Origin of the sequence: Antrihabitans stalagmiti, assembly GCF_016482825.1 — a bacterium.
In the GTDB taxonomy this organism is placed as follows: Bacteria; Actinomycetota; Actinomycetes; order Mycobacteriales; family Mycobacteriaceae; genus Antrihabitans; species Antrihabitans stalagmiti.
On the sequence record NZ_JAEMNV010000003.1, the window covers coordinates 316,778 to 342,777 of the forward strand.

Here is a 26,000-nt window from a genome sequence, read left to right on the forward strand (position 1 = left end):
AAGGAGATCGCTGTGGCGTACCGCGTCGTGCAATGGAGCACTGGAAATGTCGGGCGCTGGGCGTTGCGGTCGATCATCGCGCGTCCGGAGCTGGAACTGATCGGCGTGTGGGTGTCCAGCGACGAGAAGGCAGGTAGGGACGCTGGTGAACTGGCCGGCCTCGACCATACGGTCGGAATTGCTGCGACCACCGACGCCGATGCGCTCGTCGCACTGAAGCCGGATTGCATAGTCCATACGGCGATGGCCGACGACAGACTGATGGAAGCCGTAGAGGACTTGAAGAAGTTTCTGCGGGCAGGCATCAACGTCGTATCCAGCAGTCCTGTATTTCTGCAGTTTCCGTACGGCACGCTGCCGCAGGAGGCGATCGATCCGATCGTCGACGCCGCCGTCGAGGGTGGAGTGTCGTTGTGGGTCAACGGTATCGATCCCGGATGGGCCAACGACTGGTTGCCTTTGCTGCTGAGTAGCGGGTGCGAGCGGTTCGACCAGATCATCTGCTCGGAGGTCATGGACTACTCGACCTACGACAATCCGAAAGTCCTTTTCGAGATCATGGGCTTCGGCAGCGCGCTCGACGACCTGCCGCTGCTCTTGCAACCCGGCATTCTGTCGTTGGCATGGGGAAGCGTCGTCCGGCAGCTCGCGAGCGCACTCGACGTGGATTTGGACGGTGTGGAGCAGAATTTCGAGCGGGTGCCCGCGCCCGAGTCGTTCGACTTCACCGGTCACCAGATTGCGGAGGGCACGGCCGCGGCGTTGCGATTCCAGGTGTGCGGCATGAAGGCGGGCAAGGCGGTGTTCGTGCTCGAACACGTCACCCGGTTACGCCCTGATCTCGCGCCACAATGGCCACAGCCTGCTGGAAAAGGTTGCTACCGAGTCGAAATCAAGGGTGAGCCCGACTACGTCCTCGATCTACAGCTCGTTGCGAGCGACGGCGAACACAGCACAGCGGGACTCGTCGGCACGGCGGCAAGACTTGTCAGCGCGGTCTCGGCGGTGATCGAAGCGCGGCCGGGACTACTGACCGCGGTCGACCTTCCGCTCACCACAGGGCGAGGGTTAGGCCCCGTGGGCACGCCCTAGTGACATGTACGGGCCACCGGCCCAAAGGTTTTCGGTGACATCGTGTAGGGAGACGAGGGTGATCGGATCGTCGCGACGCATGAAGACCGAGTCGCTCGCGATCACCCGTACCGGGTCGCCGTTGCGGTGACGCAGCGCTATCGGCTGACCACCGTGGCAGGCGAGAACACCGATAGCGCTCTGGTATTCGTCCGGCGACCGACCGAGCAGATTGTCCAACGGCCGACCGGTGAGGTTGCCGGGGTCGTAACCCAGCAGTTCTTCCAACGCCGGATTGGCGTGCAGTACCTCACCTTTTGCGTCGACCGCCAAGATCGGTATCGGCAGGCGGTCGATCAGGATCAGTGCCGGAAGTTGATGTAAATAGCCGAGTGCCGTGTCCGGCGCAGGCTTTCGCTCTTCGTACATATATCGAGATCCCCGTATCCGGTTCCGGTCGCGACCCAACTTGTAGCAATCGGTGAGTGTGACGACGCTGTGACCTCACCGATGCTGAATCGAGATACTAGCGCGGGTTCACCTACCCGTCTAACCCTCTTCGGCGAGTCGTTATCCGTGCGTTTCGACGCCGGATTTGCTGGAAGATCGCGCTGTTCACATGGGCCTTCGTCAACGTCCGATATGCCGGTAAACTCCGGCTATGCGCCTCCGCCAGCACGTCCGCCGTTCTGTCACTGCCGCTTTCGTTGCGGCCCCTTTCGCAGTCCTGGTTCTCAGTGGTTGCGAGACGCTCGACCAGGCTGCGGCAACGGTCGACAAGGCAGGCGTCTGCGTCGATGCACTGCAGGCAGCAAACTTCACCCCGGATGTGAACAACCCCGACATTTCGGCACAGAACGCCGCCGATGCCGCGCAGAAGTTGTCCGATCTGGCGGGCCAGACGACCGATGTCACGCTGCAGGACGCGCTCGAAGCGATGTCGAGCACGATCTCGCAGATGAACGTCGGCGACCTGAACCCACAAGCGATCGCGGACTGGACGCAGCAGAAGGCCGACCTGTATCAGTCGCTCAGCAGCGCCTGCCGCTAAAGAACCGAATGGCGAACTACGTCAGTTTCAGATCGTCCTGACCCCAGTACGCCTTCATGCTCGTCACTCTGCCGTCGTCGTCGAATTCCATGACATCGATCGGCGCCAGCACGACCTTCTGTTCGCCGAAAGTCGTCGTCAACTCGAAGTGAAATGCTGCCTGCTTACCCGCGATGCGAGCGGTGAGTAGTTTCGTCTCCCGCTGGGCGGCCTGCAGTACCTCGTAGAAGTCACGGATCGCCGCATGCCCGACCTTCGGTTCGGTGCCGACCGGATCCTCGACGACGGCGTCGGCCGTGTAGAGGTCGGCAAGCTCCTGTGCGGTGCCTGTCGCGACCAGCGCAACATAGCGCTCCACAGTCGCGCGGATTGTGTCCGTCAACGTCGACGTCATCGCTCACTCCATCCAAAGTTAGAACGTGTTCTAGATGGAGTGAGCGTAGCGTCAAGCGACGACGTTGACCATCCGTCCCGGAACCACGATTACTTTGCGCGGCGCTTTGCCGTCGAGCAGCGCAACGATCTTCTCGTCGGCCAGCGCGGCGGCCTCGACAGCAGCCTTGTCTGCATCCGCTGCAACGGTGATCCGACTGCGGACCTTGCCGTTGACCTGAATCGGGTAGTCGACGGTGTCGTCGACGAGCAGCGCCGGGTCCGCGGTCGGGAACGGTCCGTGCGCCAACGATTCCGTGTGACCGAGGCGCTCCCACAGTTCCTCGGCGAGATGCGGAGCGAGCGGAGCCAGCATCAGCACCAGCGGCTCGACGACCGACCTCGGCGCTCCGGCCGGGTAGGCCTTGGTGAGGTGGTTGTTCAACTCGATGAGCTTCGCACCCGCCGTGTTGTCGCGCAGAGCGGTGTAATCGGCGATGACGCCGTCGATCGTCTTGTGCAGCAGGCGAAGTGTCGCGTCGGACGGCGCGTCGTCGGTGACTTTTAGCTCGCCCGTCTCCTCGTCGAGTACGACGCGCCAGACGCGTTGCAGGAAGCGATGGGCACCGATGACGTCCTTGGTCGCCCACGGGCGCGAGGTGTCGAGTGGACCCATCGACATCTCGTACATACGCAGTGTGTCGGCACCGTATTCGTCGCAGATCTCATCGGGCGCAACAGCATTCTTCAGCGACTTGCCCATCTTCCCGTACTGCTGGAAGACCTCGTCGTCGCCGAGATAGAACTTTCCGTCACGCTCTCGGACTTCGTCTGCCGCGACGTAGACGCCACGAGCGTCGGTGTAGGCGAACGCTTGAATGTAGCCCTGGTTGAACAACCGCCGGTAGGGCTCGCTCGAGCTGACATAGCCGAGGTCGAACAGAACCTTGTGCCAGAACCGCGAATACAGCAGATGCAACACGGCATGCTCGACGCCCCCGACGTAGAGGTCGACGCCGCCCGGATCGTTCGGACCGTGCAACTCGGGCCGCGGACCGACCCAGTACTCTTCGTTTTCCTTGGCGCAGAACGTATCCGGATTGGTCGGATCGATGTAGCGCAGCTGATACCACGAGCTACCCGCCCAGTTGGGCATGACGTTGGTATCGCGACGGTACTTCTTCGGTCCGTCGCCGAGATCGAGTTCGACCTCGACCCACTCGGTTGCCTTCGCCAACGGGGGTGACGGCTCGGAGTCGGCGTCGTCCGGGTCGAAGGAGACGGGTGCGTAATCCTCGACCTCGGGCAGTTCAACGGGCAGCATCGATTCCGGCAATGCGTGCGCGGCACCGTTCTCGTCGTAGACGATCGGGAACGGTTCGCCCCAATACCGTTGCCGCGCAAACAGCCAGTCGCGCAGCTTGTACTGGATGGTGCCGGTGCCGTGACCGTCTTCCTCCAACCGGGCGATGACCGCGGCCTTCGCCGCGTCGACGCCTAGACCGTTCAGGTAGTCGGAGTCCTTCAGCGGTCCGTCGCCGGGGTAGGCAGCCTCTGCCGAGTTGCCGCCCTCGATGACGTCGACGATGTCGAGCCCGAAAGCCGTTGCGAATTCCCAGTCACGTTGATCGTGAGCGGGGACCGCCATGATCGCTCCGGTGCCGTAGCCGCTGAGGACGTAATCGGCGATGAAGATCGGCACCTTGTGGCCGTTGACAGGATTGGTTGCGTAAGAACCGACGAACACGCCGGTCTTGTCCTTGTTCTCCTGCCGTTCGAGATCGGTCTTCGCGGCAATCGTCTTGCGGTAGGCGGCAATTGCCTCTGCGGGGGTCGCCGCGCCGTTGTTGGTCCAGCGCTCGTCGACACCGTCGGGCCACTCGGCCGCGGTGAGGGTGTCGACCAGTTCGTGTTCCGGTGAGAGCACGACGTACGTTGCGCCGAACAGCGTGTCGGGCCGGGTGGTGAAAACCTCGATCACCCCGCCATCGGCCTCGAACTTCACCTGGGCGCCGCGCGATCGCCCGATCCAGTTGCGCTGCATGGCCTTGACCTTGTCGGGCCAGTCCAGGTACTCGAGATCGTCTACCAAACGGTCGGAGTACGCCGTGATGCGCATCATCCATTGCTGCAAGCGCTTACGGAACACCGGGAAGTTGCCGCGCTCACTGCGCCCGTCCGGCGTCACCTCCTCGTTCGCCAGCACGGTGCCGAGGCCGGGGCACCAGTTGACCATCGAGTTGGTTTGGTAGACAAGGCGATACGAGTCAAGGACGGCACCGCGGTCGGCTTCGCTCAGGTCCGCCCATGCTCGACCGTCGGGTAGCGGCCTTGTGCCGGAGGCGAATTCGTCGGTCAACTCCGTGATCGGACGCGCTTTGCCCTGCGCTTCGTCGTACCACGAATGAAAGATCTGCAGGAAGATCCACTGGGTCCAGTGGTAGTACTCGGGATCCGTCGTCGCGAACGAGCGCCTCTTGTCGTGCCCGAGACCGAGCCGATCCAACTGCGCCTGCATCGTCACGATGTTGGCCTCGGTCGTGATCCGCGGATGGGTTCCCGTCTGCACCGCGTACTGCTCCGCTGGCAGGCCGAACGCGTCGTAGCCCAGTGTGTGCAGCACGTTGTGGCCGCGCATGCGGTGGAAGCGGCCGAAAACGTCGGTAGCTATGTAACCGAGTGGATGGCCGACGTGCAGGCCCGCGCCGGACGGGTACGGGAACATGTCCTGGACGAACAACTTGTCCTTCGGGACGGGGGATCCGGTCGCCAGCGGACCGACCGGATTGGGCGCGTTGAACGTGCCACGCTCGTTCCAGAGCTGCTGCCACCGGCGCTCGATCCGCCCCGCCGCGGCGGCGTCGTAGCGGTGCTCGGGTACTTCGGCGTTCGGCACAGGGCTCTCACATCTTCTCGGCGACAGTCTCGAAACTCGTGTATCAGCGTAAAGCGTCGTGAAACTCATTTATGCATGCAGGCAGTTCCGCCGTATCCTGCATACGTGGTTATCGTCGCTTCTGTCTTCTTCGTACTGGCGGTCGTCGTTGCAGGTGTCGGACTTGCAGGACTGACCGGCCAGTTGCCGCGCAACCGCTGGGCCGGAATCCGGACTGCGGAAACCCTGCGTGACGACGCTGCATTCGAGCTTGCCAACAAAGTTGCTGCGCCCACAATGCTGGCCAGCGCCGGCGTGCTCGCGATCGGTGGCGTCGCCGCTTTCGCATTCAGCGGTGTCATCGCAATCGTCGCGGTCGTCGTCGCTGCATTCGCGGCATTGGTGATCGCCGGAATCGGTGGATCGATCGCAACTCGTGCAGTAGCTGCAACCGCCGCGGTCGATGGCTGTGGTGACGCGTGTGGTTCGTGCTCGCTCAAGGATGCCTGCGAGAAATGAGATGCTCCGCGTCGGCGCGAACCTGACGAGTACCTGCACTCGCTGACGCGCACGGGCGGCAAAAGTTCTACCGCCGTTCCAGTCCGCGCAGAAAGGTGATTGCGATGTCGAACGTTTATGTAATCGCTGACGCAGTAACAGCAGCCGACACCTGGGGAATTCCGAGCGGGCAGTTCTTGCGCGGGTTCCTGGTGAGCGCCGTCATCGCGATCGTGCTCAGCATCTTCTTACGTAAGGCATACACCCGCAGCGTGTCGAATCCGCGCGGCAGCGTCGGTCCGTTGACCCCGCCCGAAATGGGCATGCTGGTTTCCGACGAACGGGCAGTGCTGGCGGCGCTCGCGCTGCTGCGTGGAGCGCAGTTGATCACCGCCACCGGCATCGCTCGATCGATGACAACAGCCGACACACACGCTCTGGATCCGTTCACGCGCAGCGTGTACGACCGGATCGCAATGGGCGGGTCGCTGTCGGTCGGCGCGCTGACGTCCTCGCTCACCGTTCCCCTTGCGCAGCTGCGCGGTTCGCTTGTGGACCGCGGTCTACTCGTCGGGCCCGACCATCGGCGCGCGGCGAAGATGGCAACCGTACCGATCGTCGTCGTCGGCGTTGTCGGACTGCTTCGCGTCATCGCGGGGGTGCTGAACGGAAAGCCGGTCTTCTTCCTCATTTTGGCCCTCGTAATGCTGACGATGGCGGGTCTGCTTGTCGCGCGGTCCTCACGTCGTACCCGGCGCGGTATGACCGAGATGATGATCGCGTGGCAGAACAACGCGCATCTGCGACCGAGTCGCGCGCCTGCGCTCGGGTCCTACGGACCTGCGAGCGCAGCCGTGTCCGCCGCGATCTTCGGTGGCGCTGCACTGTGGTTGCTCGATCCCGCTGTCGCCGGTGCGTCCGGGGTGTCGTCGTCGGAATCGTCGGGCGGCATTTTTTCATCGGGCGACGGCGGCTCGTCGTCGAGCGGAGACGGTGGCGGATCAAGCTGCGGTGGGGGCGGCGGTTGTGGTGGCGGTGGTGGCGGATGCGGGGGCTGAGCAGCCCGCTCGCCGATCGTGGACTCGGGATGGGTTGGCGACCGGAGATCTGCGGCATCATCGCGCAACTCGACATCGGCTTCTGCGAGGTGATCGCGGAGTCACTGGTAAGTGGGAATCGCGGGTTGGCCATACCCGATGAGTTGACGGTATTGCGTTCCCGCGGTGTTCCCGTTGTTCCGCACGGCATTTCACTGTCGATAGGTGGCGTCGACGATGTCGATTCGGCACGGATCGCCCATCTGGCCGCCTGCGCCGACGCCCTCGACGCGCCGTTGGTCAGCGAGCACATCGCATTCGTCCGCGCCGATGGCGTCGAAGCCGGTCATCTGTTGCCGATGCCCCGAACGGCCGAAGCGCTGGACGTTTTGACGCGCAATATCCGCCGTGTTCAGGACGGGCTCGAGGTGCCGTTCGCAGTCGAGAACATCGCAGCATTGTTCGATTGGCCCGATGCCGAATACAGCGAATCCGAATTTCTCGCCGAGTTGATCGAACGGACCGGTGTGTACCTGCTGCTCGACATCGCCAACGTCTATGCGAACGCCCGCAACCGGGGTCTCGACGCCAGCGCAGAACTCGCCCGCCTACCGATCGAGCAGATCGCATACTGCCACGTCGCAGGCGGCAGCGAATTCGACGGGATGTATCACGACACTCACACCGATCGGGTGCCGGAGGAGGTCCTCGCCCTGGTCGGCGAGCTCCGCGCGGCAACATCTGCACCTCTGATGCTCGAACTCGACGGCAACTATCCGCCCGCTGCGGCACTGCTCGCCGAGCTCGACGCGATCGCAGATTCGGCCGGTCTGGACCGAATCACCGCAGCAACAGAATGGTCGAATCGATGACGGACGGTTTGGCGGCGCGGCAGGCCGCGTTGGTTCGGGCGTTGGTCGCGGGCGCAGAACCACCCGAAGGCTTCGATCGGGATGCACTCGCCACAGCGTCCCGAGCACTGCTTCGCAAACGCGCGCAGGAGGTCGGTCGGCGGTATCCGCGACTGACGTATGCGTGCGGGGATCGCTTCCAGGACCTCTACTGCGCCTGGGCAAAAGACCGACCGAAGACGACGACATACGCCGACGCGCGTGCCTTCGCCGACCACCTCACGGCGATCGGACTGCAACCGGTAGCGCGGTCGCGCTGGCCGTGGCGGCACCGGAAGCCGGCGACGCTGTGAAGCCGGTGACGCTGTGAAGCTGGCGACGCTGTGAAGCACAAACGTCTGATCGACCCCGTCGGCCTCGTGTTCGGCATCATCGTGCCGATACTCGCCGCCGCGGTCGGGATCGCCGTGACCGCGCTGCTGAAATCGCGCCTACCCGACCAGATTGCGACGCACTGGACGGCCGCCAAACCGGATTCGTTCTCCGAGCCGATGACCTTCGCCTGGGTGTTCGCGCTCGTGATCGTGTTGATCGGCGGCGGATGCTGCGCTGTCGCAGCATTGGCGCAGGCACTGCTGCTGATGCGGCGAGCGATGCTGCTGCTCGGGCTGACGATCGTCGGGCTGTTGTTCACTTTGCAGATCACGATCCTGGTGATCCAGCTCGACCGCGACTCCGTGACCGACGTGCGCCTGCCGTGGCCGGTCATCAGTCTGGGCGTGCTCGCCGGAATCCTGTTCGGCAGTACCGGCGCAGCGATGTTGCGTGACTTCCGTGTCCGGATCCGCGCCGAGGAACCACCGCCACCGACGCTGCCGCGCGGGGTGCTGGCCTCGATCGAAGACACCGTCGGGTTCAGCCGAATGGGATCGGTCGTCGTTGCGACGTCGGTGGTCGCAGTCGCGGCGGTCGGTTGTCTCTTCGTCGATGCAACATGGCCCCTTGTTGCGACCGTGCCCGTCGTCCTTGTCCTGCTGGCATTGATGCGTTTCGAAGTGATCGTCGACTCGACCGGGGTGCGGGTCCGCAATTTCGGTCTCACGTCGATAGACATCTCGATCGACGAGATCACCGGAGCAAAGTCGGTCCACGTCAATCCGTTCAAGGACTACGGCGGTTGGGGGCTGCGCGCGAAAGGCCGCGGCCGCTACGGGATCGTCACCACCACCGGACCTGCCGTCGAGATCGGTGCGGCAAGTGGGCTGATGCTGACGATCACCACCCAGCATGCCGACGCCATGGCAGGTGCAATCAATTCATTTGCCGATCGGCGCTCCGCGAACGTACACGGTTGACACGGACCGGTCGGGCGTCCCCGCGGGGACGTGTGGACGGTTTCAAGCCAGCATGCCGAAAGGCAGTGGAACTTCCGTGGTGAGGCGGCGGCGTGGTCGGTCGGACCGAGTTCCGGACGTCCCCGCGGGGACGCTTGATGGCCCGTTCTTGTCGGTAACTCCGTGGCTCGGCGGCTCGGGTGGCTCGGTCGCGCCGCTTCGACGTCCCCGCGGGGACGCGTGGGCTGCGTTCCGACGTCCCCGCGGGGACGTTTCGGTGATCGTGTTTCTGTCGGTGGGTCGCGGTAGGTTTGTCGAACATCAGTTCTATCGAAACGGGGAGATTCGATGAACACCGCAGAACTACCGGCAGACCAACCGGCGCAACGGCCGATCGAGGAGATCGAAACCGAAATCTGTTCTCTCGCCGGGCAAATCGCCGCCGCCACCGCCCGATTCCTGACCCTGCTCGCCGAATTCGACGCCCGCCGCGGCTGGGCCGGCTGGCAACTACACTCCGCCGCCCACTGGCTGTCCTGGAAAGCCGGCGTCAGCCTGCACACCGCTCGTGAGCAGGTCCGCGTCGCGAACGCCGTGACCGTGTTGCCGCGGATTGCGCAGGCGTTTGCCGAGGGCCGGGTGTCCTACTCCAAAGTCCGTGCTCTCACCCGGGTCGCGACACCCCATACCGAAGAGTCGTTGCTGCGTATCGCCTTGCAAGCACCGGCGGCGCAGCTGGACCGACTCGTCCGCGGCCTGGTCCGACAAACCCGCACCCCCGATGACCCGGATACCGACCGTGCCGGTGGGCGGTGGTTCTACGACGACGACGGCTACCTGGTTCTGATGGCCCGATTCCGTCCCGAGGACGGTGCCCGATTCCTCGCCGCCCTCACCCGCGCCGAGTGTGAACGAACCCGCACCGACGCGACTGGACCCGACACCCCTGACCCGGATCTGACCGCACCGGCACCCTCGAATCCGGTGCCGGCGATGGTGGCGATGGCCGAGACCCTGTGCACCGCCGAGTCTCCGGTCGTGTCTCCGTCCGCGGATGTGTTGGTTCATGTCGGTCCGGACGGGACACCACTGGACGCTCCGCATGCTCATCTCGACGACGGTCCCGGTCTCGATTCGCAGACTCTGGAGGCGGTGTTGTGTACCGCGTCGGTGCGGCTGATCCGGCACGGGCGTCTCGGACCGACCATCGCCTGGGATAAGTCTCGACGTCGGCCGAGTCGAACTCTGCTGCGGCAGTTGCTGATCCGGGATCGATGCTGCACGGTTCCGGGCTGCGGCCGCACCCGATTCCTGCACGCGCACCACGTTGTCTACTATTCGCGGGGCGGTCCGACCGATCTCGACAATCTGACCCTGCTGTGCGGTGAGCATCACCGCGCGTTGCATGACGGGTTGTTCACCATCACCGCCGACGGCAATCAGAAGTTCACCTTCGCAGACCTCGACGGACGCAGAATCGACTACGCCCCACTGCTGTTCGGCGATGCCGACGACCTCGCCCGCCGTTATCGCTACGTCGATCCCGATGCTGTCACTGCTGATTGGTCCGGTGAACCGCTCGATGCCAGCTTCGCCACCGATGTGCTGCTCCGCAACTGGGACCTGGAGAAACGCCGCCGCAACACCGACACCCTGGCATCGGCGGCCTAGACCTCAGCCGCGCGCAGCGGCGCGAAGAGTCCTCAGCACCGCACGACTCGCCACCGGATCGCCGACCGCAATCCGCGCACTGCCGTCCGCGTAGGTTTTGGCAAGGATGCCGACGTCTTCCAGCGCGGATGCGATGCCTGGACCCTTGAGGAAAAGGAAGTTCGCGAAGCTACGTGGAACGCGGACGCCCAAGTGCAACAGCGAGTTACGCAGGTATTCGCGTTCGGTTGTGATCCTGGCGACGCGAGCCTTCAGTTCGTGCTCGGCAGCGTATGACGCGGTGACGGCGGCGACCGCTGCGGAGTTGACCCCGAACGGTAGCTGCCACCGACGGACCCGCTCGATCAGCTGCGGGGAACCGAAGGCATAGCCGATACGCAGCCCAGCGAGACCGAACGCCTTCGAGAACGTACGCAGCACAAGCAGATTGGGGTGTTTCGCAACCAGCGCGCGAGCATCGACCGCGTTCGCAGCATTGACGAACTCGACGTATGCCTCGTCGAGGATCACCGTCACTCGCTTCGGGACCGCAGCGAGGAAGCGCTCCAATTCCGCTGCCGTGACCAGGGTTCCGGTCGGGTTGTGCGGTCGGCACACGACGACGACGCTGGTCCGACGGTCGATCGCCGCAGCCATCGTCCTGAGGTCTTGGCGCCCCGCGCTGTCGAGCGGCACCGCGGTCGCCCGCATGCCGACGATCCCGGCCATGATCGGATAGCCGTCGAAGTTGGGCAGCGCGAAAACGATCCGGTCGCCCGTCGTCATCACCGACTGCATGATCTGCATCGCGACCCCGGTGGCACCGGACCCGACGACAACTTGATCGGGTGCAACGCCGACGCGGTTGGCGATCACACGAGGTAGGCGCTCCGGCAGAAACTCCGGATACTTGTTGGCCTGCGCCATCACGCTTGTCAACGCGTCGAGTACCGAAGGCAATGGCGGAAAGGGGTTTTCGCTCAGTCCGAGCTCGAAGTTCCTGCCCGTCAATGCAAACTGCGACGGATCGAAAGGAATTGTCGGTTCGAGCATTCCAGCAGTCATAACGTGGGCTCCGCTCCCCATTGCACGGCTGCCGCTGCTGCGAAGTCGCCCGCATGAGCGAACGCCGACATCAGCACGAACGACCCGTTTTTGATTCGTCCAGCTTGGTTTTCTACGTCGAGGGTGATGGGAATGCCTGCACCGAAAAGGTTTCCGCATTCGTCGAACGTGTCGGGATGGCGCTCGGCCGGTAGCTCGAGTGCGTCTCCCCAGTTGCGTAGGAACAGTCGGTTCGGCTGATTCGTGACGAACGTATCGACGGTCGATGGCTTGATTCCCAGTTCGTCGCACAGTGCGGTTGCGACCTCGGGGACGAGCCGGTTGCCGCGGGCGAAGACCTTCATGATCTTGGCTTCGGTGAACGCGATTCGCCACTGACCTTCGCCGGGCTCCCAGTATTTGCGAGCAGGCTCGACCTCGCCGGTCATGTCGCCGGCGAACTCGGGATAGTTGCGCGCGAGCACACCGAGCACGGGTGCCTCGTCGGACTTGAGAAGTAGACCGACACCGCAGCCGTCGCCGGGGATGGTTGCCTGCGCGAGCTTGCGTACCTCCGTCTGCGTCATGCCCTGTCCCGCAGCGTTTTGCACGGCGACGATCAGCGCGGACTTTGCAGTGGTGGTGCTCATGATCATCTGGGCAAGCTGGATCATGTAGGGGAACGACGCGCATCCGCCATTGTGAACGTCGAGGATCCATTCGGGTTTCATGCCCATCCGCTTCGCGAGCTCGGAGCCGCAGCCGAGAACGGGCAGGTCGGGCAGCTGGGTGTGGGTGAGCAGGATATCGACCCCCAAAACCTCTGCCGCACCACGACGTTCGATCAGTGGTGCCATGGCGCGCTCCGCCATGTCGACCGCAGTTTCGTCGGCGGCGACGTGATGACGCCACGTCGGCGCACGGAACATGATGTTCTTCGCCATCCGGTCGGTCTTGGCGTACTGAGTGAAATACGAGGTGGGAACGCGGTTTTCGGGAAGATAGCTGGCCACATCGACCAGGCTCACCGTTGCGAGAGGTGTCATCTGTTCATCCACTCGGGCTTGATCGGGAGGTTGTGCGTCGCGCGGTATTCGCAGATTGCTTTGAGGTTGTCCATTTCGATCTGGTGGCCGGCTGAGAACATGTCCCAGAAGTCACCGACCCACACCGGGCGCGTGGGTGGTGCCGTCTCCGGATACGGGTTCTCGTCGTAGAACGGATGGTGGCAATTCGTCCACAGCACAACCGATCCCGGCTTGTCGAAGACTTGCTGCGCGTCGACCACACGGATCAGGTAGATCATCCACAGGTGCTTGCCCTGGTCCCACGCGCAGTGATAGTCGACCGTCATCGCGTCCGGATTGGCGACCGTCCGCGTGTAGATGCTGGTGTTCTTGCCGATTCTGTCTTCGGCGAGCCACAGGCCGGGCTCGTCGGTTTCGACGAAGCCGCGCAGGCTGTAGGTCCACTCCTCCAAACTTCGTGTGTCCGCCAGGTATTCGTACACGTCTCGCGGCGGGGCCGCGATGTAGGCGTTGACCGGGCAGAACTCGCCGAAGATCTGCTGATGCGGATACACCGACCGCAGCATGTCGACGATGATCGGCGTCGTCTCGTCTTTGTCCGAGTTCTCGATCCTGAGTATCCCCTGGATGTCGTCGGACGCGATATCACTGAGCGCGGGAAGTGCGATGGTCACGTGATCTCTCCTCGATCGCCGAGTGATTGAAGGAACGGCACGAACGGTGGAACTTCGTCGGGATCGCAGTCGACCGCGATGAAGGACGGTCCGTCATGGTCGGCTGCTGCGGCGAGCGCGGCTGCCAGTTGTGGAAGGTCACGTGCTGCGAACGACGGCATGGTCGGGAACATCGCAGCGACACCCTCGCCGATCATCGTCGGCTGGAATCGGTTGAAGCTGTACCGATCCTGGTAGAAGAGCTGTTCGCGAGTAAGGCACATCGCATGCGCGTTGTTGTTGAACACGACGAACGTCACGGGCAGCCCGTGTTCGACCGCCGTGTGAATCTCCATGCCGTGCATGAAGAATGCGCCGTCGCCTGCGATGACCAAGGTCCGCCGCTCGCGTACACAGGACGACCCGATCGCGGCGCCGAAGGCATAGCCCATGCCGCCCATCCCGAGGGCGACGACGAAACGTCCGCCGTCCGGAATCGGCAGATGATGCACCACAGACGCTCCGGTGTTGCCTGCATCGGCGAAGACGTCGGCACCGGCGGGTAGAACTGCGGCGATGGCGTCGACAGCGTCGCGATACCGCAGGCCCGGACCGTCCGAGGCAGGTACGTGCAGGGTCGTCACGGTGTTGGTCGCGATGCTGCGCTCGGCAGGTGTGGGAGACCCGAAGGCTTGTGCGAGTTCGGCGAGGGTACCGCCGAGATCGCTGCTCGTGGCGTGGGTCGACGCGACGTAGGGCTCTTCGGCGCCGATGCTGACGACCGTCGTATCGGCCAGAGCGGCAGCGAGACCCGCGCCCGCGGTGGACGGTAGCCGAGTGCCGACCAACAGGCACAAGGCAGAGTTCCGCACCGCTGCAACGAGTTCGGCGTTGCCCATGATTCCGGCGACACCGCAGAAGCCTGGGTCGTTGCTGCCGTAGACGTCTTTCGCATCGGGTGCGACACCGACGGATGCGTCCAAAGCTCCAGCCAAGCCACGCAATTGCCTGCGCGCATCGTTCCGCGCGACCTGATCACCTGCGATGATCGTGATCTTGCCGGTTGTACGCGCCGTTGCGATGGCGTCGGAGACCGCCGCCAGACCGACCAGATCGCGGACGGGACGAACAACCGGCCTTCGATAGGCAGCTTTCGGGGTGAACGTCGCCTGCTGGATATCCTTGGGAAGCAACAAAATTCCCGGACCGCCACGCAGTGCGGCGCGGACCGCACGATCGAGCTGCTCTTCTATGTCTTCAGCGCGTTCGACCCGTGCGCAGTAGTTGGCGATCTCGGAGAACAGTGCGAGCGCGTTGATCGATCCAGCCTTGCCACTCGAATCCTGGAAGCCGCCCTTGCCTTCGACAGAGGTCGGCGACTGACCGATCAGTGCGAGCACGGGAACACGTGAGGTGAACGACTCCGCGAGTCCCGCCACCAGGTTCATCGCGCCGCCACCCGAGGTTGCTGCCACGACGCCGAGGCCACTCGACGAGCGGGCGTAGCCGTCGGCCATCGTCGCTGCCGAGAATTCGTGCTTCGCGACGATCCCCGTGACGGGGCTGTCGGTGGCGAAGATAGCGTCGTAGAGGTCCTCGATATTGGCGCCGTCGACGCCGAAGACGTGGTGCACACCGAGTGCGGCGATCGCGTCGACCAGGTAGTCGACTACGCGCTGGGGGCGCTGTACCTGGTCATGGGTGGCCGCGTTCATACCTATTGATACGAAGCTCGGCACCGAATGGTTCAGACCGTCCCGACCAAAAGCACCTGGTTGGTTGCGACGGACCGAATATCGACCGTACGGATTTCGTCGGGCACGTTGTTGGTGACAGCGGTGGTGTCGACCGTGTCGCCGGGGCGGGCAGACCACTGCGCGATCTTCGACTCGACGCCGTCCGCGCTGGTCACCCACATCGCGAACGTGCCCGTATAGCTACGTCCACCCGCATCCGCATATCGACATTCCATGGCGACACGCGTCCCACCGTCCGGCAGCGCGAGCAGGGAAAAGTTCGCAGACAACGACGACGGGACGACGTTCGTCATCGCCAGCTCGGCGACGATGGTCTCCGACGTCCCCTGATTTCGGTTGTCGAGGTAGTTCGCAGTCACGGGGACAGCGATGGCAACCGCAGCTACCGCAGCGGCGATGGCGGCGCCGATGGCAACGAGACGTCCACGTCGGCGGCGTTGACGTGTTTCGGCCACCAGCCGATGCAGCATCAGGTCCGGCTGTGCCGGCGTCGTCGGCTCAGGCTCGGCGTCGACCAACGACAACGCGACGTCGTGCGGCACAAGGGACAACAAGCCGGGAACACCCGCCACCTCGCCGACCGCCTGGTGGCACTGCGAGCAGCCCTTGAGGTGTGCTTCGAACTCGTGTCGGTCCGTCGCGGACAACGCACCCAAAACGTAGGCGGCGTCCCAGGTGTCGTAGCGATCGTCTTCGTCGATCATCTCGTCACCCCCATCTCCTGCAGCGCGAGGCGCAGAGCCCGGATTCCGTAGTGCATCCGCGACTTCACCGTGCCATCGGGTATTCGAAGCTCAGCCGCAATTTGGTGGGTCGACAGCCCACGGAAATAGGCGGCAACGACTACCTCGCGGTGTTCGACGCTCAACTTGGCCAATGCGTCTGCTACCAGCCACGCGTCGAGTGCACGATCGGACTGATCGGGGCTCGGCACCTCGGGTGGCGATTCCATGCCGAACTCGCGCCTGCTCCGCGCGCTGCGATGCTCGTCGAATGCAAGATTGCGTGCCACCGTGAACAGCCAGGCCCGCGCCGACGTCGTCGACTGATCGAGAATGTTGGGCCGCTGCCACGCCCGCAGCAGAGTTTCCTGCACGATGTCTTCTGCCCGACCCGGATCGCCCGTGAGGCCGAGCGTGTATCGCCACAGCGCTGTCGCATGCTCGCTGTAGAGAACCTGCATCAACTCGGCCTGATCGTCGGGCACGTCGTCACCTCCCGCACAACAAACGGTACAGCGGTCGGGAGGGTTCAATGCAGCGCAGAGAATTTCGAGCAACGGAAATCGCGGCGGCGCAGCGACCGGCAGGTCTAGCGTTGGAGCGATGAAGCGGATCACCCATCCCGATGGCTTTCTCGCACCCGCCTATACGGCTCGCCTCGATACCGAACCTGTTCCGGCGCTTCGGCTTCCGGACTCGGAGATGCATCCCGAGGTGGCGTATCGGTACATCCACGACGAGCTGATGCTCGACGGCAGTTCACGGCTGAATCTGGCTACCTTCGTCACGACGTGGATGGAACCACAGGCCGAGCGGCTGATGGCCGAGACGTTCGACAAGAACATGATCGACAAGGACGAATATCCAGCGACGGCATCGATCGAGGAGCGGTGCGTCAATATGGTCGCCGACCTCTTCCACGCGCCGGATCTGGATCCGACGGATTCGAGATCGGCGACGGGTGTGTCGACGATCGGATCGAGCGAGGCTGTCATGCTCGCGGGCCTTGCGCTGAAGTGGCGCTGGCGGGATGCGCGGGCTGGGAAAGCTGGGTCGGACAAAGACACGACGAAGCCGAATCTTGTTCTCGGCAGCAATGTTCAGGTCGTGTGGGAGAAGTTCTGCAAGTACTTCGACGTCGAGGCGAAGTACCTGCCGATGACTCCCGATCGGTATGTCATCACGCCCGAGCAGGTGCTCGACGCCGTGGACGAGAACACGATCGGCGTCGTCGCCATCCTCGGAACGACGTACACGGGCGAGTTGGAGCCGATCGCCGAGATAGCGGCAGCGCTCGACAAGCTGGCTGCCGACGGCGGACCCGACATACCGCTGCACGTCGACGCGGCGAGTGGTGGTTTCGTCGTCCCGTTTCTGGATCCGGATCTGTTGTGGGACTTCAGGGTTCCGCGCGTGGTGTCGATCAACGCGAGCGGCCACAAGTACGGGCTCACGTACCCGGGCATCGGCTTCGTCGTCTGGCGCAGCCGCGAGCACCTGCCCGAGGACCTGGTCTTCCACGTCAACTATCTCGGCGGCGACATGCCGACCTTCACCTTGAACTTCTCGCGGCCGGGTAACCAGGTGGTTGGGCAGTACTACAACTTCATCAGGCTGGGCCGCGGCGGCTACACGGCGATCATGGAAACGTTGCGCGACACGGCAGTTCGGGTCAGTGGCAAGCTCGCGGAGTTGCCCGAGGTCGAGGTGATCACCGACGGGTCGGCGATTCCGGTGGTGACCTTCAAGCTGCAGGCAGAATGCGGCTTCACGGTCTTCGACATTTCACACGAACTGCGCGCCGGTGGTTGGCAGGTGCCTGCGTACACGATGCCCGCGGATGCGGAGGACGTCGCCGTATTGCGCATCGTGTTCCGCGAAGGCTTCAGTGCGGATCTCGGTCACATGCTGATGGTGGCGATAAAGGCAGTGGTCAAGGAATTGTGCGAACGAGGTCGCAACGGGCACTCGCACGCGGCGCATTTCGCCCACTAGTCGTGAGTCCTTTTGGCGGGCAGGCCCTCCGAAAGGACTCACGAGCGGCGAAGCCGCCTCAGCCACCTCAGTTTCTTTCGACCTCGATGGGGTGGGTCGCGAGCATGGCAAGGGGTAGCGGCTGGCGTCTGAGGACGCTTGCCCAGAGATCGACGCGCGGCGGACCGATCAGATCGGATGCCAACGCCGACAACACCATCCAGTCCTGTCGTTCCAGCTCGCCTTCGAGCTGCCCGAAGGTCCACCCCGAGTAGCCCGCGAAGATACGAACGCCCTCGACCAGCGGGCGGATCTCGTCGGGATCGGAATCGAGGTCGACCATCGCTACGCGGCCGTCGACTCGCCGCAAACCTGGGACGTCGTCGATGTCGACACCGACGCGGAGCGTCGCAAGGCAGAGCGCTGCATCGCGCTTGACCGGACCGCCGACGTACAGCGCGCGCGGACGCGACACGAGGCTGGACCACTGCGGCAGCACGTTGTGCACCGCGGTGTCGCTGGGCCGATTGATCACGACGCCCAAGCTGCCCGAGTCGTTGTGCTCGATGATGTAGATGACGGTTCTTCGAAAGGCAGGCTCGACAAGTTCTGTCGAGGCAACCAGCAGGCTGCCTGGGCGCACGACTGATTCGGGCTCCCAGTGGTCTGCCGAGAGGCCCTCGCCGCGACGCGATGCTCCACCGTCGCTGCGCTCGCCCCAATCGTCCCGGGTTGTCTGGTCGTCGGGTTCGTCTCCCTGTGCCACCAGGACATCATCGCACCGTTCCGGCGGGGTTGTCCGTTAAGACGCTCGCAGAGATTGCGCCGAGAATTCAGACGAGGCCGATCGATTCCAGCAGCACCTCGAGATGGTGGGCGAACAGGGCGGATTTGTCGCTGAACGTATGCGGTCCGTATTGGTCGAACACCTCGAAATTCACGACGCCGAAAAGCCCTGCCCACGCGAAGACACCGCGTGCGATGAGCTCGTCCGGTGCCTCCAGGTCGAACTGGGTGCGGATCGCGGCGAAGCTGCGATGCAGCTCGGCGGGCGCGGCGACGGTGGTCGGAATCGTCAGATCGCCGCTGCGGTAGGCGCGTTCGTACAGCCCGACCAATGCGGTGATCACGCGCGTGCCCGGTCCGGTCGTCTGCTCGGCGGGAGCTGCGTAGCCGGGAACCGGGCTGCCGAACAAGAGTGCGTAGCGAGCCGGTTCCCGCAGCGCCCAACTGCGGACCGCCCAGCCGATTGCGCGGAACTGCTCGCGGTAGTCGTCGGCCGGCGCGTCGGCGAGAGCGGCGTCCACCTCGTCGCCGAGTTCGTTGTAGGCGTCGACGACCAACAGGGTCAGCAGCTCGTCGCGACTCTTGACGTAGCGATAGACCGCCGACGAGACGACGCCGAGGTCGCGCGCGACGGCACGCAGTGAGAGCGCTGCAGCACCCTCCTTGGCCAGATGATCTCGACCGATCCGCGTGATGTCTTCGAGCGTTTGTACCCGGGCACGCTCACGTGGAGTGCTGGTCATGGTGTCAGCTTGCACCGTCTACAAGAGCAGTGTCAACAAAAGAGAGCAGTGCTCTTGACTCGAAGGCGATCCGGGTGCATGCTTGGAATCGAACCGAGAGCAGTGCTCACAAACGAGATCAGGGGAACGAAATGACCGGAATACATGTCGTCAACGGAGCGGGGCAGGTCGGAACCAACATCGCCGAGCAGTTGGCGGCGCAGGGCCATCAGGTTCGAATCCTGACCAGGTCCGGCAGTGGACCCGAGCACGCGCTGATCGAACGCCGCAAGACCGATGTATCCAAGCCCGAGCAGCTTGCCGCGGCCTTCGACGGTGCGGTGGCCGTCTACCACTGCATTCACGGATCGGCCTACACAGCCAAGGCGTGGCAGGCCGAGTTGCCGGTCGCCGAGCAGGCAGTACTCGAAGCAGCGGGCAGGGTCGGCGCCGTTGTCGTCTTCCCCGAGAGCCTCTACTCCTACGGTCATGTCGACGGTCCGATCACAGAAGACACTCCGCGCAATGCGACGAAAGGCAAGCTCGGCATCCGCACCGAGCTGCTACGCGCCCGCGAAGAGTCCGCAACCAACACCGTCAGCGTCGCGGCATCGGACTTCTTCGGTCCGCACGTGATGATGTCGCATGCAGGCGAGCGCATGATTCCTACGGTCTTGGCCGGCAAGACGATGCGCGTCATCGGGAGCCTCGACATGCCGCACTCGTTCACCTACGTCCCGGACTTGGCGAGCGCGATGATCGCTGCAGCGACCAACCCGGAGTTGTGGAACGGCTTCTATCACGCACCGACCGCACCTGCGGTGACACAGCGAGAGCTGATCGAAGCGGTTGCCCGCGCGGGGGATGTGCCGACTCCCAAGATGTCGGCGATCCCAGCCTGGGTGTTGCACGTCGGCGGCGTCGTGTCGACGGATTCGCGGGAACTCGCCGAGACGTCGTATCAGTTCAGCAAGCCGTTCGTGATCGACTCCTCACGCAGCGAGAAGGTCCTCGGGGTGAGCCCGACCCCGTTCGACACAGCGATCAAACAGACCGTCGAATGGTGGCGAGCCCGTCAGGCGTGAAACGCGGCGAATCCTCGATAATGCCCGCGGCTCGATGTCTCGGGCATTATCGAGGTCGTGCGCACAACGCTTCTCGCCGTCGGGGCGAGCTTGACCATGATTCTCACCGCATGTGGCGACAGCGGTCCAGACCAGCCGCAGACGCTCGGGGAGCAGTTCGCGAACGCGTTGAACAGCGACGATGTCGGTGCTGCGGCCGCGTTGACCTCCGACCCCGCCCAGGCGAGCGCTGCCATAACGCAGGTGTACGACGGGCTCGGCAAGGAAGTGCAGTTCTCCGTCGACAAGACAGGTAAGTCCGGCGACGACGACACGATCACCTTCGCCGCCAGCTGGAAACTCGGCGGAGGTGACTCGCCGAAAGAGTGGAAATACACGACAAACGCGACGGCGATCGATGGTGCCGAGGGCTGGCGGATCAGCTGGGACCCGTCCGTTCTGGCGCCGTTCGAAGCAGGCAGCACCGGCTCGCTGGTCTACCGCGCGACGTATCCGAAACCTGCTCGTGTGGCCGACAGCGCCGGCCGTGATCTTTTGACGCAGCAGGTCGTGACGCTGGTCAACGTGTCACCGACCGCGGACACCGCTGCTGTTGCCGCGCTGCTCACACCCGTCGCGCCGACCGTCACCGCGCAGTCGATGCAGACCGATCTTGCTGCGGCAGAAGGCAAACCGATCACTCCGGTCGCTCTTCGCGAACAGGATGCAGCGCCGATCTCGGCTGCGCTCGCTGCGATTCCGGGCGTCGAACTCGTTCAACAGACCCGGCTGCTCACCGCCGACCGCGCGCTCACCTCGCCGGCGTTCAACGGGCTGAGCGAACTGTGGCAGGAAGCCAACGACGCCGCGGCGGGTTGGGAGGTCGCGTCGATCGCGCCCGACGGCAGCGCAGAGCGCCTGATCGGCGAAGATGCCAAGACAACGCCGGACATCGCGACGACACTCGACACGAACCTGCAGGTCGCTGCCGAAGCTGCGCTCGCTCCCATTCAGCAGCCGGCAGCGATCGTGGCGATCGAGCCCTCGACCGGCGGCATTCTCGGCGTCGCGCAAAACGCGTCCGCCGATGCCCAAGGTCCGATCGCACTCACCGGGCTCTACCCGCCGGGTTCCACGTTCAAGACCGTGACGGCGTCGGCCGCGTTGCAAGCGGGGACGGTCACGCCGGACACCGTGCTGCCGTGCCCCGGCACGGAGAACATCGAAGGTCGGCAGATCCCGAACGACGAGAACTTCGACCTCGGTCAGGTGCCGTTCCACACCGCGTTCGCGCGGTCGTGCAACACGACCTTGGGTCGCCTCGCCGTCGCCCTTCCGCCTGACGCGTTGACCAAGGCAGCGGCGCAGTTCGGTCTCGGCGTCGACTACGTCACCCCCGGCCTCACGACGGTCACCGGCTCGGTTCCTCCGGCCGACACACCTGCGGAGCGAGTCGAATCCGGCATCGGTCAGGGCAAGGTGACGGCGTCGCCGTTCGGTATGGCGCTCGTCGCGTCATCGATCGCCAACAACGGCGTGAGCGCACCGATGATCGTCCAGGGGAAGCCGGGAACGGGCGACAAAACGCCGGACCAGCTTCCACCGAACATATCGTCGGAGCTATTGACGATGATGCGAGAGACGGTCACCGGCGGAACGGCGACGATTCTGAACGACATTCCAGACCTGCGCGGCAAGACCGGAACCGCCGAGCATGGCAACGGCCCTGCACACGGCTGGTTTGTCGGAATCGCGGGCGACGTCGCGTTTGCGGTGTTCGTTTCCGACGCCGACAGTTCCGGGCCGGCTTTGGAGGCCGCTGGACGCTTCCTTCGATCGGAACAGTTCCGCGCGCGCTAGGACGTGCCTGTGCCGTGCTCGCCCGCGACGAGGTCCCGAATTCGGTTCCAGCGGGCGTTGTACTCTTCGCCGAATCGGGCCCGAGCGCGCTGCATCCGTGCCGGTTTGGTGGCGTAACGACGACGTGCCCACCACGAATCCGGTTTGGCGAGGCGGAGCGCACCGATGATCGCGATCGGTTCGACCATGACGCCGACGATTCCGGTGACGAATTTTCCTTTGAGCATGCAGACCACCGATATCGCCAACCCGACGAGCAGATAGCAGATCGATAGCCACCAACCCGATGAGCCGATCGTGCCGCTGACAAATTCCGAGCCTCCGATGAGCACCCCGGTGATTGCCAATGCGCAGAAGATCGCGTCGATCGATTTGCGTCCGTCGGTACTCCAATACACATCGTCGAGGTGCAGCCACAGAGCGAATTCGTCGAGAGTGAGGGCTAGTCCGACACCGAAGGCGGCCGAAAAGATGTTCAGGGCAGCGCCTTCGGGCGTCGTGGCGATGAGTGCGACCCCGACGATGGCCATCAGCAGGATTCCGAAGACCTGATGATGGATGTGGACACCGCCGATGTTGATGTCTCGAAATACTTGGGTCGTCGCCTCCGACTCGACCTCGGTCGTTGCCTCCGACGGTTCGCGAGTCGAGCGGGCGCGAATGTGTCGCGTGACCAGTCGCGTTGCCACGAAGGTGACGAGTACTGCAACGAACAACCACATCACGGGGACCAGCAACCGGTCGTTGCCGGCGCCGAAATTCAGCTCGATCACCCGTCGACGATAGTTGGCCTGTTCTTCACTCCGTGGCGATATTGTGATGCCATCGTGCGGCGCGGTTGCTTGTTACTGATGTGACAAGAGTGGAGATTGTTACTCATGGGGTTTGAGATGTCTCGTCGGGTGGGCGTAACCGGTGCAACTGCCGCAGTGGCGGTTGCGACGTTGGTAGCGACCTTGGGGTCGTGTGCGGTCGGTCGGCAAGCGAGCGAAGCCGAAAGGCTGGTCGAGCACTTTGCGGAGGCCCTCGACAGTCAGGACGTCGGCGGTGCGGCGTCGCTGACGTCGTACCCGAACGCAGCCTCGGCATCGATCCAGCAAATATTCGACGGTCTGCACCCGGAAAGCGTCGACTACAAGGTCAGTCAGTTCATCGGCCTCGACGAGGCATCCGGATTCTTCACCCTCGACGCCGTCTGGGATTTCGGACGCGACCGCAATTGGACCTACAGCGTCTCGGGCAGTGTCCGCAAACTTGCCGTCGGCTGGCGGATCTCCTGGGAGCCGTCCGTCGTAATGCCCGAACTCGGCCACAGTCGAGCCGTCAACCTCGTCCGCACGGACGCGGCGGCGCCCCGCGTCGTCGACGCCTCCGGCGCGGTGTTGATGGACGAGCAGACGATCAATGCCATCAGGCTCGATCCCGCGCACATGCCGGACCCCGTCGCATCGACGACCGCACTCGCGAAGGCGATCGAGCCGGTCGCACCGCTGATCACGTCGCAGTCGTTGTTGCAGGATCTGGTTGTGGCACAGGGTAAATCGATCACGGCGGTGACACTGCGTGACGCGGACTTCGAGATCCTCGAGCCCGAGTTGAGTCCGATCCCCGGCGTCGTCCTGGAAAAGCAGCCGAAACTGATCGCAACCGACCGGCGCGTCGTCTCGCCCGTTCTCGACGGACTCCGCAACGTCTGGCAGGCCAATCGCGACGCGACCTCGGGTTGGGCAGTACGAATCTCCGAACGCAGCGGTGGTGAGCCGATCCAGATGGCAGGCTTCCAAGGACCTCCGGGCCCGGACGTCGCCGCAACACTCGATCCGAAGCTGCAGCTCGCTGCCGAAGATGCGGTCGTCAGCGTCGGCACACCGGCGACGATCGTCGCGATTCAACCGTCGACCGGCGCTGTTCTCGCGGTCGCGCAGAACAGCTACGCCACCGATATCGGACCGATCTCGTTGACCGGACTGTTTCCGGCAGGCTCGAACCTCGAACTTTTCCGCGACGCCGCCGCTGCGATGAAAGGTGTAGCGCCGAGCAATGTTTCGGCTTCGGACATCCTCGATGCAGCGAGCGACCTCGGCATCGGCGTCGATTTCGACGTGCCGGGGTTGGACGAAGTCACCGGTAGTTTGCCGGGCGACGGGTCCGGGATGGAAGGTATTCGCGAGCGAAAGCCCAAGTCGGACGCGGTCATGGTCAGTCCGTTCGGAATGGCCGTCGTGTCTGCGTCGATCGCTCGCGGTGCACCGACGGCACCGATGATCGCCTATGGCCAACCCAGCACCGCGGACACCGAGCAGGAGCCGCTTCGAGCCGACATGGTCGAGCGGTTGCGTGGACTGATGCGCGACGCGGCAAAGAATCCCGACCTCGAGAGCCTGCGATCGATGCCGGATGTGGCTGCCTATCCTGCGTCCAACGGTGGCGATCAGTGGCTGATCGGAAATCGCGGCGACCTGGCGTTCGCCGTGTTCATCCAGGATGCGGACGGCTCCGATCAGGCCGCGAAGATGACTACTCGGATGTTCCGCGCGTTGTCGAAGCCTCAGCCTTAGAAGCCGCAGCCCTAGACGCAGCAGCCCTAGTCCGGCGCGAGTCGACCGCGCGGTAGACAGCGCGCCAGCCGATCAGGAAAACCCCGAGCACGGTCGTCGCCACGATGATGAAACTGGTTGCCGTTCCCTGACCGCTGACGGCGCGCAACACCATGCCGACCACGACGGTCGTGACCCAGACGAGGATGCCGGTCGGGAGTACCAGTTCGGGGGTGAACTTCTCCCTGTACAGCGCGATCGTGGCCAGCCAGCCGACCCCGAGGCCGGCGAGGAACGGCCACACCGTGCCCAACAGGCCGAAAATGGCGTTGGACTCGTCGTGGCTGCGTCGACCGATCACGCAGAAAACCACAACGAGTCCAACGTCGAGAGCAAGTGCAGGGGCGTGCCGCTTCATACGAACAAGCGTAGGCGGCAAGCCGCTCGTGAGTCTTTTCGGTGGTCCCGACCTCCGAAAAGACTCACGAGGCGCGGAGCGCCCTACGCCTTTGCAACCTCGATTTCGAGGACGAGGTTGATCTTGTCGCCGACAACCGCGCCACCGTTGGCGAGCGGCATGTCGATGGTGATGCCGAAGTCACGGCGATTGATGGTGGTCTTGGCCTCGAAGCCTGCGACCGGGCCGTTGCCCATGCCCTCGTTGACGCCGTTGAACTCGACCTCGAGGGAGACCGGCTTGGTGACGCCGTGGATCGTGAAGTCGCCATCGACTACGAAGTCGTCACCGTTGACGCGGAAACCGGTCGACTTGAACGTCGCGGTCGGGAACTCTTCGGCGTGGAAGAAGTCGGCGGTACGGAGGTGGCCGTCACGCTGCTCGTTGTCGGTGGTGACGCTGGCGACCTTGATCTCGGCCTCGGCGGAGGCTGTGCCGTCTTCGTTGATGACGAGCTTGCCGGAGAAGTCGGTGAAACGGCCGCGGACCTTGCTCACCATCAGGTGGCGAACCGAGAAACCGAGAGTCGAATGGCTGGCATCGATGTTCCAGGTGCCTGCGGTGAGCTTGGTGGTCGTTGCGGTGGTCATGTGAGCTCCTGTGTGGTTGAGGTTTCAACTAATACTATACCTCAATCGGACTACGGTCCGCTTTATT

Annotated in this window: 25 protein-coding genes and 1 pseudogene; 12 read left to right on the forward strand and 14 right to left on the reverse strand. The window is 63.9% G+C overall.

What is annotated here, in order from left to right:
* Positions 1-12 precede the first annotated feature (12 nt).
* On the forward strand, positions 13-1,092 hold the full coding sequence (locus JGU71_RS10090; RefSeq protein WP_199703956.1) for an NAD(P)H-dependent amine dehydrogenase family protein: 1,080 nt from the start codon (positions 13-15) through the stop codon (positions 1,090-1,092).
* On the opposite strand, the gene JGU71_RS10095 is transcribed toward JGU71_RS10090, so the two are convergent.
* Positions 1,069-1,500 carry a PAS domain-containing protein gene (locus JGU71_RS10095; protein ID WP_199703957.1) on the reverse strand — a complete coding sequence of 144 codons (432 nt, stop codon included), beginning with the start codon at positions 1,498-1,500 and terminating at the stop codon, positions 1,069-1,071. The genes JGU71_RS10090 and JGU71_RS10095 overlap by 24 nt on opposite strands.
* Positions 1,501-1,732: 232 nt before the next feature.
* Between JGU71_RS10095 and JGU71_RS10100 the strand changes: the two genes are divergently transcribed.
* The gene (locus JGU71_RS10100; protein WP_199703958.1) at positions 1,733-2,122 is read left to right on the forward strand and encodes a bacteriophage spanin2 family protein; all 390 of its coding nucleotides are present in this window, start codon (positions 1,733-1,735) and stop codon (positions 2,120-2,122) included.
* A gap of 16 nt (positions 2,123-2,138) precedes the next feature.
* Here the strand turns inward: JGU71_RS10100 and JGU71_RS10105 are convergent, their stop codons facing one another.
* Together JGU71_RS10105 and leuS are read right to left on the reverse strand one after the other, a co-directional pair.
* Positions 2,139-2,516, reverse strand: coding sequence for a nuclear transport factor 2 family protein (locus JGU71_RS10105; protein ID WP_199703959.1), 378 nt, complete (start codon positions 2,514-2,516; stop codon positions 2,139-2,141).
* A 51-nt stretch (positions 2,517-2,567) separates the two neighbouring features.
* A complete protein-coding gene (gene leuS / locus JGU71_RS10110; protein ID WP_372433141.1) occupies positions 2,568-5,390 on the reverse strand; it encodes a leucine--tRNA ligase in 2,823 nt (940 codons plus the stop codon).
* A 105-nt stretch (positions 5,391-5,495) separates the two neighbouring features.
* On the opposite strand from leuS, the gene JGU71_RS10115 reads away from it, so the two are divergent.
* The 6 genes from JGU71_RS10115 to JGU71_RS10140 all read left to right on the forward strand — a co-directional run bounded on the left by JGU71_RS10115 (position 5,496) and on the right by JGU71_RS10140 (position 10,760).
* Positions 5,496-5,888: an SdpI family protein gene (locus JGU71_RS10115; RefSeq protein ID WP_199703961.1), complete on the forward strand. Its 393-nt coding sequence runs from the start codon at positions 5,496-5,498 to the stop codon at positions 5,886-5,888.
* 104 nt (positions 5,889-5,992) lie between these two features.
* Positions 5,993-6,925: a TIGR04222 domain-containing membrane protein gene (locus JGU71_RS10120; RefSeq protein ID WP_199703962.1), complete on the forward strand. Its 933-nt coding sequence runs from the start codon at positions 5,993-5,995 to the stop codon at positions 6,923-6,925.
* Positions 6,913-7,776, forward strand: coding sequence for an MbnB/TglH/ChrH family RiPP precursor modification enzyme (locus tag JGU71_RS10125; RefSeq protein WP_199703963.1), 864 nt, complete (start codon positions 6,913-6,915; stop codon positions 7,774-7,776). Before JGU71_RS10120 ends, JGU71_RS10125 begins: the two co-directional genes overlap by 13 nt.
* On the forward strand, positions 7,773-8,108 hold the full coding sequence (locus JGU71_RS10130) for an SCO6045 C-terminal-like domain-containing protein (protein WP_199703964.1): 336 nt from the start codon (positions 7,773-7,775) through the stop codon (positions 8,106-8,108). Before JGU71_RS10125 ends, JGU71_RS10130 begins: the two co-directional genes overlap by 4 nt.
* 30 nt (positions 8,109-8,138) lie before the next feature.
* Positions 8,139-9,110 (forward strand): DUF1648 domain-containing protein, encoded by a 972-nt coding sequence (locus JGU71_RS10135; protein ID WP_199703965.1) that lies wholly within the window; start codon positions 8,139-8,141, stop codon positions 9,108-9,110.
* Positions 9,111-9,437: 327 nt separating this feature from the next.
* Entirely contained in the window at positions 9,438-10,760 is a 1,323-nt protein-coding gene (locus JGU71_RS10140; protein ID WP_199703966.1) for an HNH endonuclease signature motif containing protein, read from the forward strand.
* A gap of 3 nt (positions 10,761-10,763) precedes the next feature.
* On the opposite strand, the gene JGU71_RS10145 is transcribed toward JGU71_RS10140, so the two are convergent.
* Genes JGU71_RS10145 through JGU71_RS10170 form a run of 6 tightly spaced genes read right to left on the reverse strand, consistent with a single transcriptional unit; the run spans position 10,764 to position 16,428 of the window.
* Positions 10,764-11,792, reverse strand: coding sequence for an aminotransferase class I/II-fold pyridoxal phosphate-dependent enzyme (locus tag JGU71_RS10145; RefSeq protein ID WP_199704541.1), 1,029 nt, complete (start codon positions 11,790-11,792; stop codon positions 10,764-10,766).
* Between the two features lie 8 nt (positions 11,793-11,800).
* Positions 11,801-12,829 (reverse strand): 3-oxoacyl-ACP synthase III family protein, encoded by a 1,029-nt coding sequence (locus JGU71_RS10150; protein ID WP_199703967.1) that lies wholly within the window; start codon positions 12,827-12,829, stop codon positions 11,801-11,803.
* Positions 12,826-13,485 (reverse strand): DUF8713 domain-containing protein, encoded by a 660-nt coding sequence (locus tag JGU71_RS10155; protein WP_199703968.1) that lies wholly within the window; start codon positions 13,483-13,485, stop codon positions 12,826-12,828. Before JGU71_RS10155 ends, JGU71_RS10150 begins: the two co-directional genes overlap by 4 nt.
* Positions 13,482-15,179, reverse strand: a complete 1,698-nt coding sequence (locus JGU71_RS10160) for a thiamine pyrophosphate-binding protein (RefSeq protein WP_199703969.1) — start codon at positions 15,177-15,179, stop codon at positions 13,482-13,484. Before JGU71_RS10160 ends, JGU71_RS10155 begins: the two co-directional genes overlap by 4 nt.
* 32 nt (positions 15,180-15,211) lie before the next feature.
* Positions 15,212-15,925 (reverse strand): zf-HC2 domain-containing protein, encoded by a 714-nt coding sequence (locus tag JGU71_RS10165; RefSeq protein WP_199703970.1) that lies wholly within the window; start codon positions 15,923-15,925, stop codon positions 15,212-15,214.
* Positions 15,922-16,428 carry a sigma-70 family RNA polymerase sigma factor gene (locus tag JGU71_RS10170; RefSeq protein WP_199703971.1) on the reverse strand — a complete coding sequence of 169 codons (507 nt, stop codon included), beginning with the start codon at positions 16,426-16,428 and terminating at the stop codon, positions 15,922-15,924. The genes JGU71_RS10165 and JGU71_RS10170 overlap by 4 nt, the downstream gene beginning before the upstream one ends.
* Before the next feature lie 118 nt (positions 16,429-16,546).
* Between JGU71_RS10170 and gad the strand changes: the two genes are divergently transcribed.
* Entirely contained in the window at positions 16,547-17,938 is a 1,392-nt protein-coding gene (gene gad / locus JGU71_RS10175) for a glutamate decarboxylase (protein WP_199703972.1), read from the forward strand.
* 67 nt (positions 17,939-18,005) lie between these two features.
* Here the strand turns inward: gad and JGU71_RS10180 are convergent, their stop codons facing one another.
* Both JGU71_RS10180 and JGU71_RS10185 read right to left on the reverse strand, forming a co-directional pair.
* Positions 18,006-18,560 (reverse strand): YqgE/AlgH family protein, encoded by a 555-nt coding sequence (locus JGU71_RS10180; protein WP_307829628.1) that lies wholly within the window; start codon positions 18,558-18,560, stop codon positions 18,006-18,008.
* 190 nt (positions 18,561-18,750) lie between these two features.
* Positions 18,751-19,446, reverse strand: coding sequence for a TetR/AcrR family transcriptional regulator (locus tag JGU71_RS10185; RefSeq protein WP_199703974.1), 696 nt, complete (start codon positions 19,444-19,446; stop codon positions 18,751-18,753).
* A 131-nt stretch (positions 19,447-19,577) separates the two neighbouring features.
* Between JGU71_RS10185 and JGU71_RS10190 the strand changes: the two genes are divergently transcribed.
* Positions 19,578-20,510: an NAD-dependent epimerase/dehydratase family protein gene (locus JGU71_RS10190; protein ID WP_199703975.1), complete on the forward strand. Its 933-nt coding sequence runs from the start codon at positions 19,578-19,580 to the stop codon at positions 20,508-20,510.
* 96 nt (positions 20,511-20,606) lie between these two features.
* Positions 20,607-22,349: a penicillin-binding transpeptidase domain-containing protein gene (locus JGU71_RS10195; RefSeq protein WP_199704542.1), complete on the forward strand. Its 1,743-nt coding sequence runs from the start codon at positions 20,607-20,609 to the stop codon at positions 22,347-22,349.
* On the opposite strand, the gene JGU71_RS10200 is transcribed toward JGU71_RS10195, so the two are convergent.
* A complete protein-coding gene (locus JGU71_RS10200; RefSeq protein ID WP_199703976.1) occupies positions 22,346-23,122 on the reverse strand; it encodes a hypothetical protein in 777 nt (258 codons plus the stop codon). The genes JGU71_RS10195 and JGU71_RS10200 overlap by 4 nt on opposite strands.
* Positions 23,123-23,239: 117 nt before the next feature.
* On the opposite strand from JGU71_RS10200, the gene JGU71_RS10205 reads away from it, so the two are divergent.
* Positions 23,240-24,907: an NTF2-like N-terminal transpeptidase domain-containing protein gene (locus JGU71_RS10205; RefSeq protein ID WP_233529009.1), complete on the forward strand. Its 1,668-nt coding sequence runs from the start codon at positions 23,240-23,242 to the stop codon at positions 24,905-24,907.
* A gap of 28 nt (positions 24,908-24,935) precedes the next feature.
* On the opposite strand, the pseudogene JGU71_RS10210 reads toward JGU71_RS10205, so the two are convergent.
* Positions 24,936-25,304, reverse strand: a pseudogene (locus tag JGU71_RS10210) (DUF3054 domain-containing protein); the annotation flags it as partial.
* An 83-nt stretch (positions 25,305-25,387) separates the two neighbouring features.
* A complete protein-coding gene (locus JGU71_RS10215; protein WP_199703979.1) occupies positions 25,388-25,933 on the reverse strand; it encodes a YceI family protein in 546 nt (181 codons plus the stop codon).
* Between the last annotated feature and the right edge of the window lie 67 nt (positions 25,934-26,000).

Excerpts from the sequence above, each read along its gene's own strand:
- JGU71_RS10095 (WP_199703957.1), bottom strand. The coding sequence starts at position 1,500 with ATGTACGAAGAGCGAAAGCCTGCGCCGGACACGGCACTCGGCTATTTA.
- JGU71_RS10100 (WP_199703958.1), top strand. The coding sequence starts at position 1,733 with ATGCGCCTCCGCCAGCACGTCCGCCGTTCTGTCACTGCCGCTTTCGTT.
- JGU71_RS10105 (WP_199703959.1), bottom strand. The coding sequence starts at position 2,516 with ATGACGTCGACGTTGACGGACACAATCCGCGCGACTGTGGAGCGCTAT.
- JGU71_RS10120 (WP_199703962.1), top strand. The coding sequence starts at position 5,993 with ATGTCGAACGTTTATGTAATCGCTGACGCAGTAACAGCAGCCGACACC.
- JGU71_RS10125 (WP_199703963.1), top strand. The coding sequence starts at position 6,913 with ATGCGGGGGCTGAGCAGCCCGCTCGCCGATCGTGGACTCGGGATGGGT.
- JGU71_RS10130 (WP_199703964.1), top strand. The coding sequence starts at position 7,773 with ATGACGGACGGTTTGGCGGCGCGGCAGGCCGCGTTGGTTCGGGCGTTG.
- JGU71_RS10140 (WP_199703966.1), top strand. The coding sequence starts at position 9,438 with ATGAACACCGCAGAACTACCGGCAGACCAACCGGCGCAACGGCCGATC.
- JGU71_RS10145 (WP_199704541.1), bottom strand. The coding sequence starts at position 11,792 with ATGCTCGAACCGACAATTCCTTTCGATCCGTCGCAGTTTGCATTGACG.
- JGU71_RS10150 (WP_199703967.1), bottom strand. The coding sequence starts at position 12,829 with ATGACACCTCTCGCAACGGTGAGCCTGGTCGATGTGGCCAGCTATCTT.
- JGU71_RS10160 (WP_199703969.1), bottom strand. The coding sequence starts at position 15,179 with ATGAACGCGGCCACCCATGACCAGGTACAGCGCCCCCAGCGCGTAGTC.
- JGU71_RS10165 (WP_199703970.1), bottom strand. The coding sequence starts at position 15,925 with ATGATCGACGAAGACGATCGCTACGACACCTGGGACGCCGCCTACGTT.
- gad (WP_199703972.1), top strand. The coding sequence starts at position 16,547 with ATGAAGCGGATCACCCATCCCGATGGCTTTCTCGCACCCGCCTATACG.
- JGU71_RS10185 (WP_199703974.1), bottom strand. The coding sequence starts at position 19,446 with ATGACCAGCACTCCACGTGAGCGTGCCCGGGTACAAACGCTCGAAGAC.
- JGU71_RS10190 (WP_199703975.1), top strand. The coding sequence starts at position 19,578 with ATGACCGGAATACATGTCGTCAACGGAGCGGGGCAGGTCGGAACCAAC.
- JGU71_RS10195 (WP_199704542.1), top strand. The coding sequence starts at position 20,607 with ATGATTCTCACCGCATGTGGCGACAGCGGTCCAGACCAGCCGCAGACG.
- JGU71_RS10205 (WP_233529009.1), top strand. The coding sequence starts at position 23,240 with ATGTCTCGTCGGGTGGGCGTAACCGGTGCAACTGCCGCAGTGGCGGTT.
- JGU71_RS10215 (WP_199703979.1), bottom strand. The coding sequence starts at position 25,933 with ATGACCACCGCAACGACCACCAAGCTCACCGCAGGCACCTGGAACATC.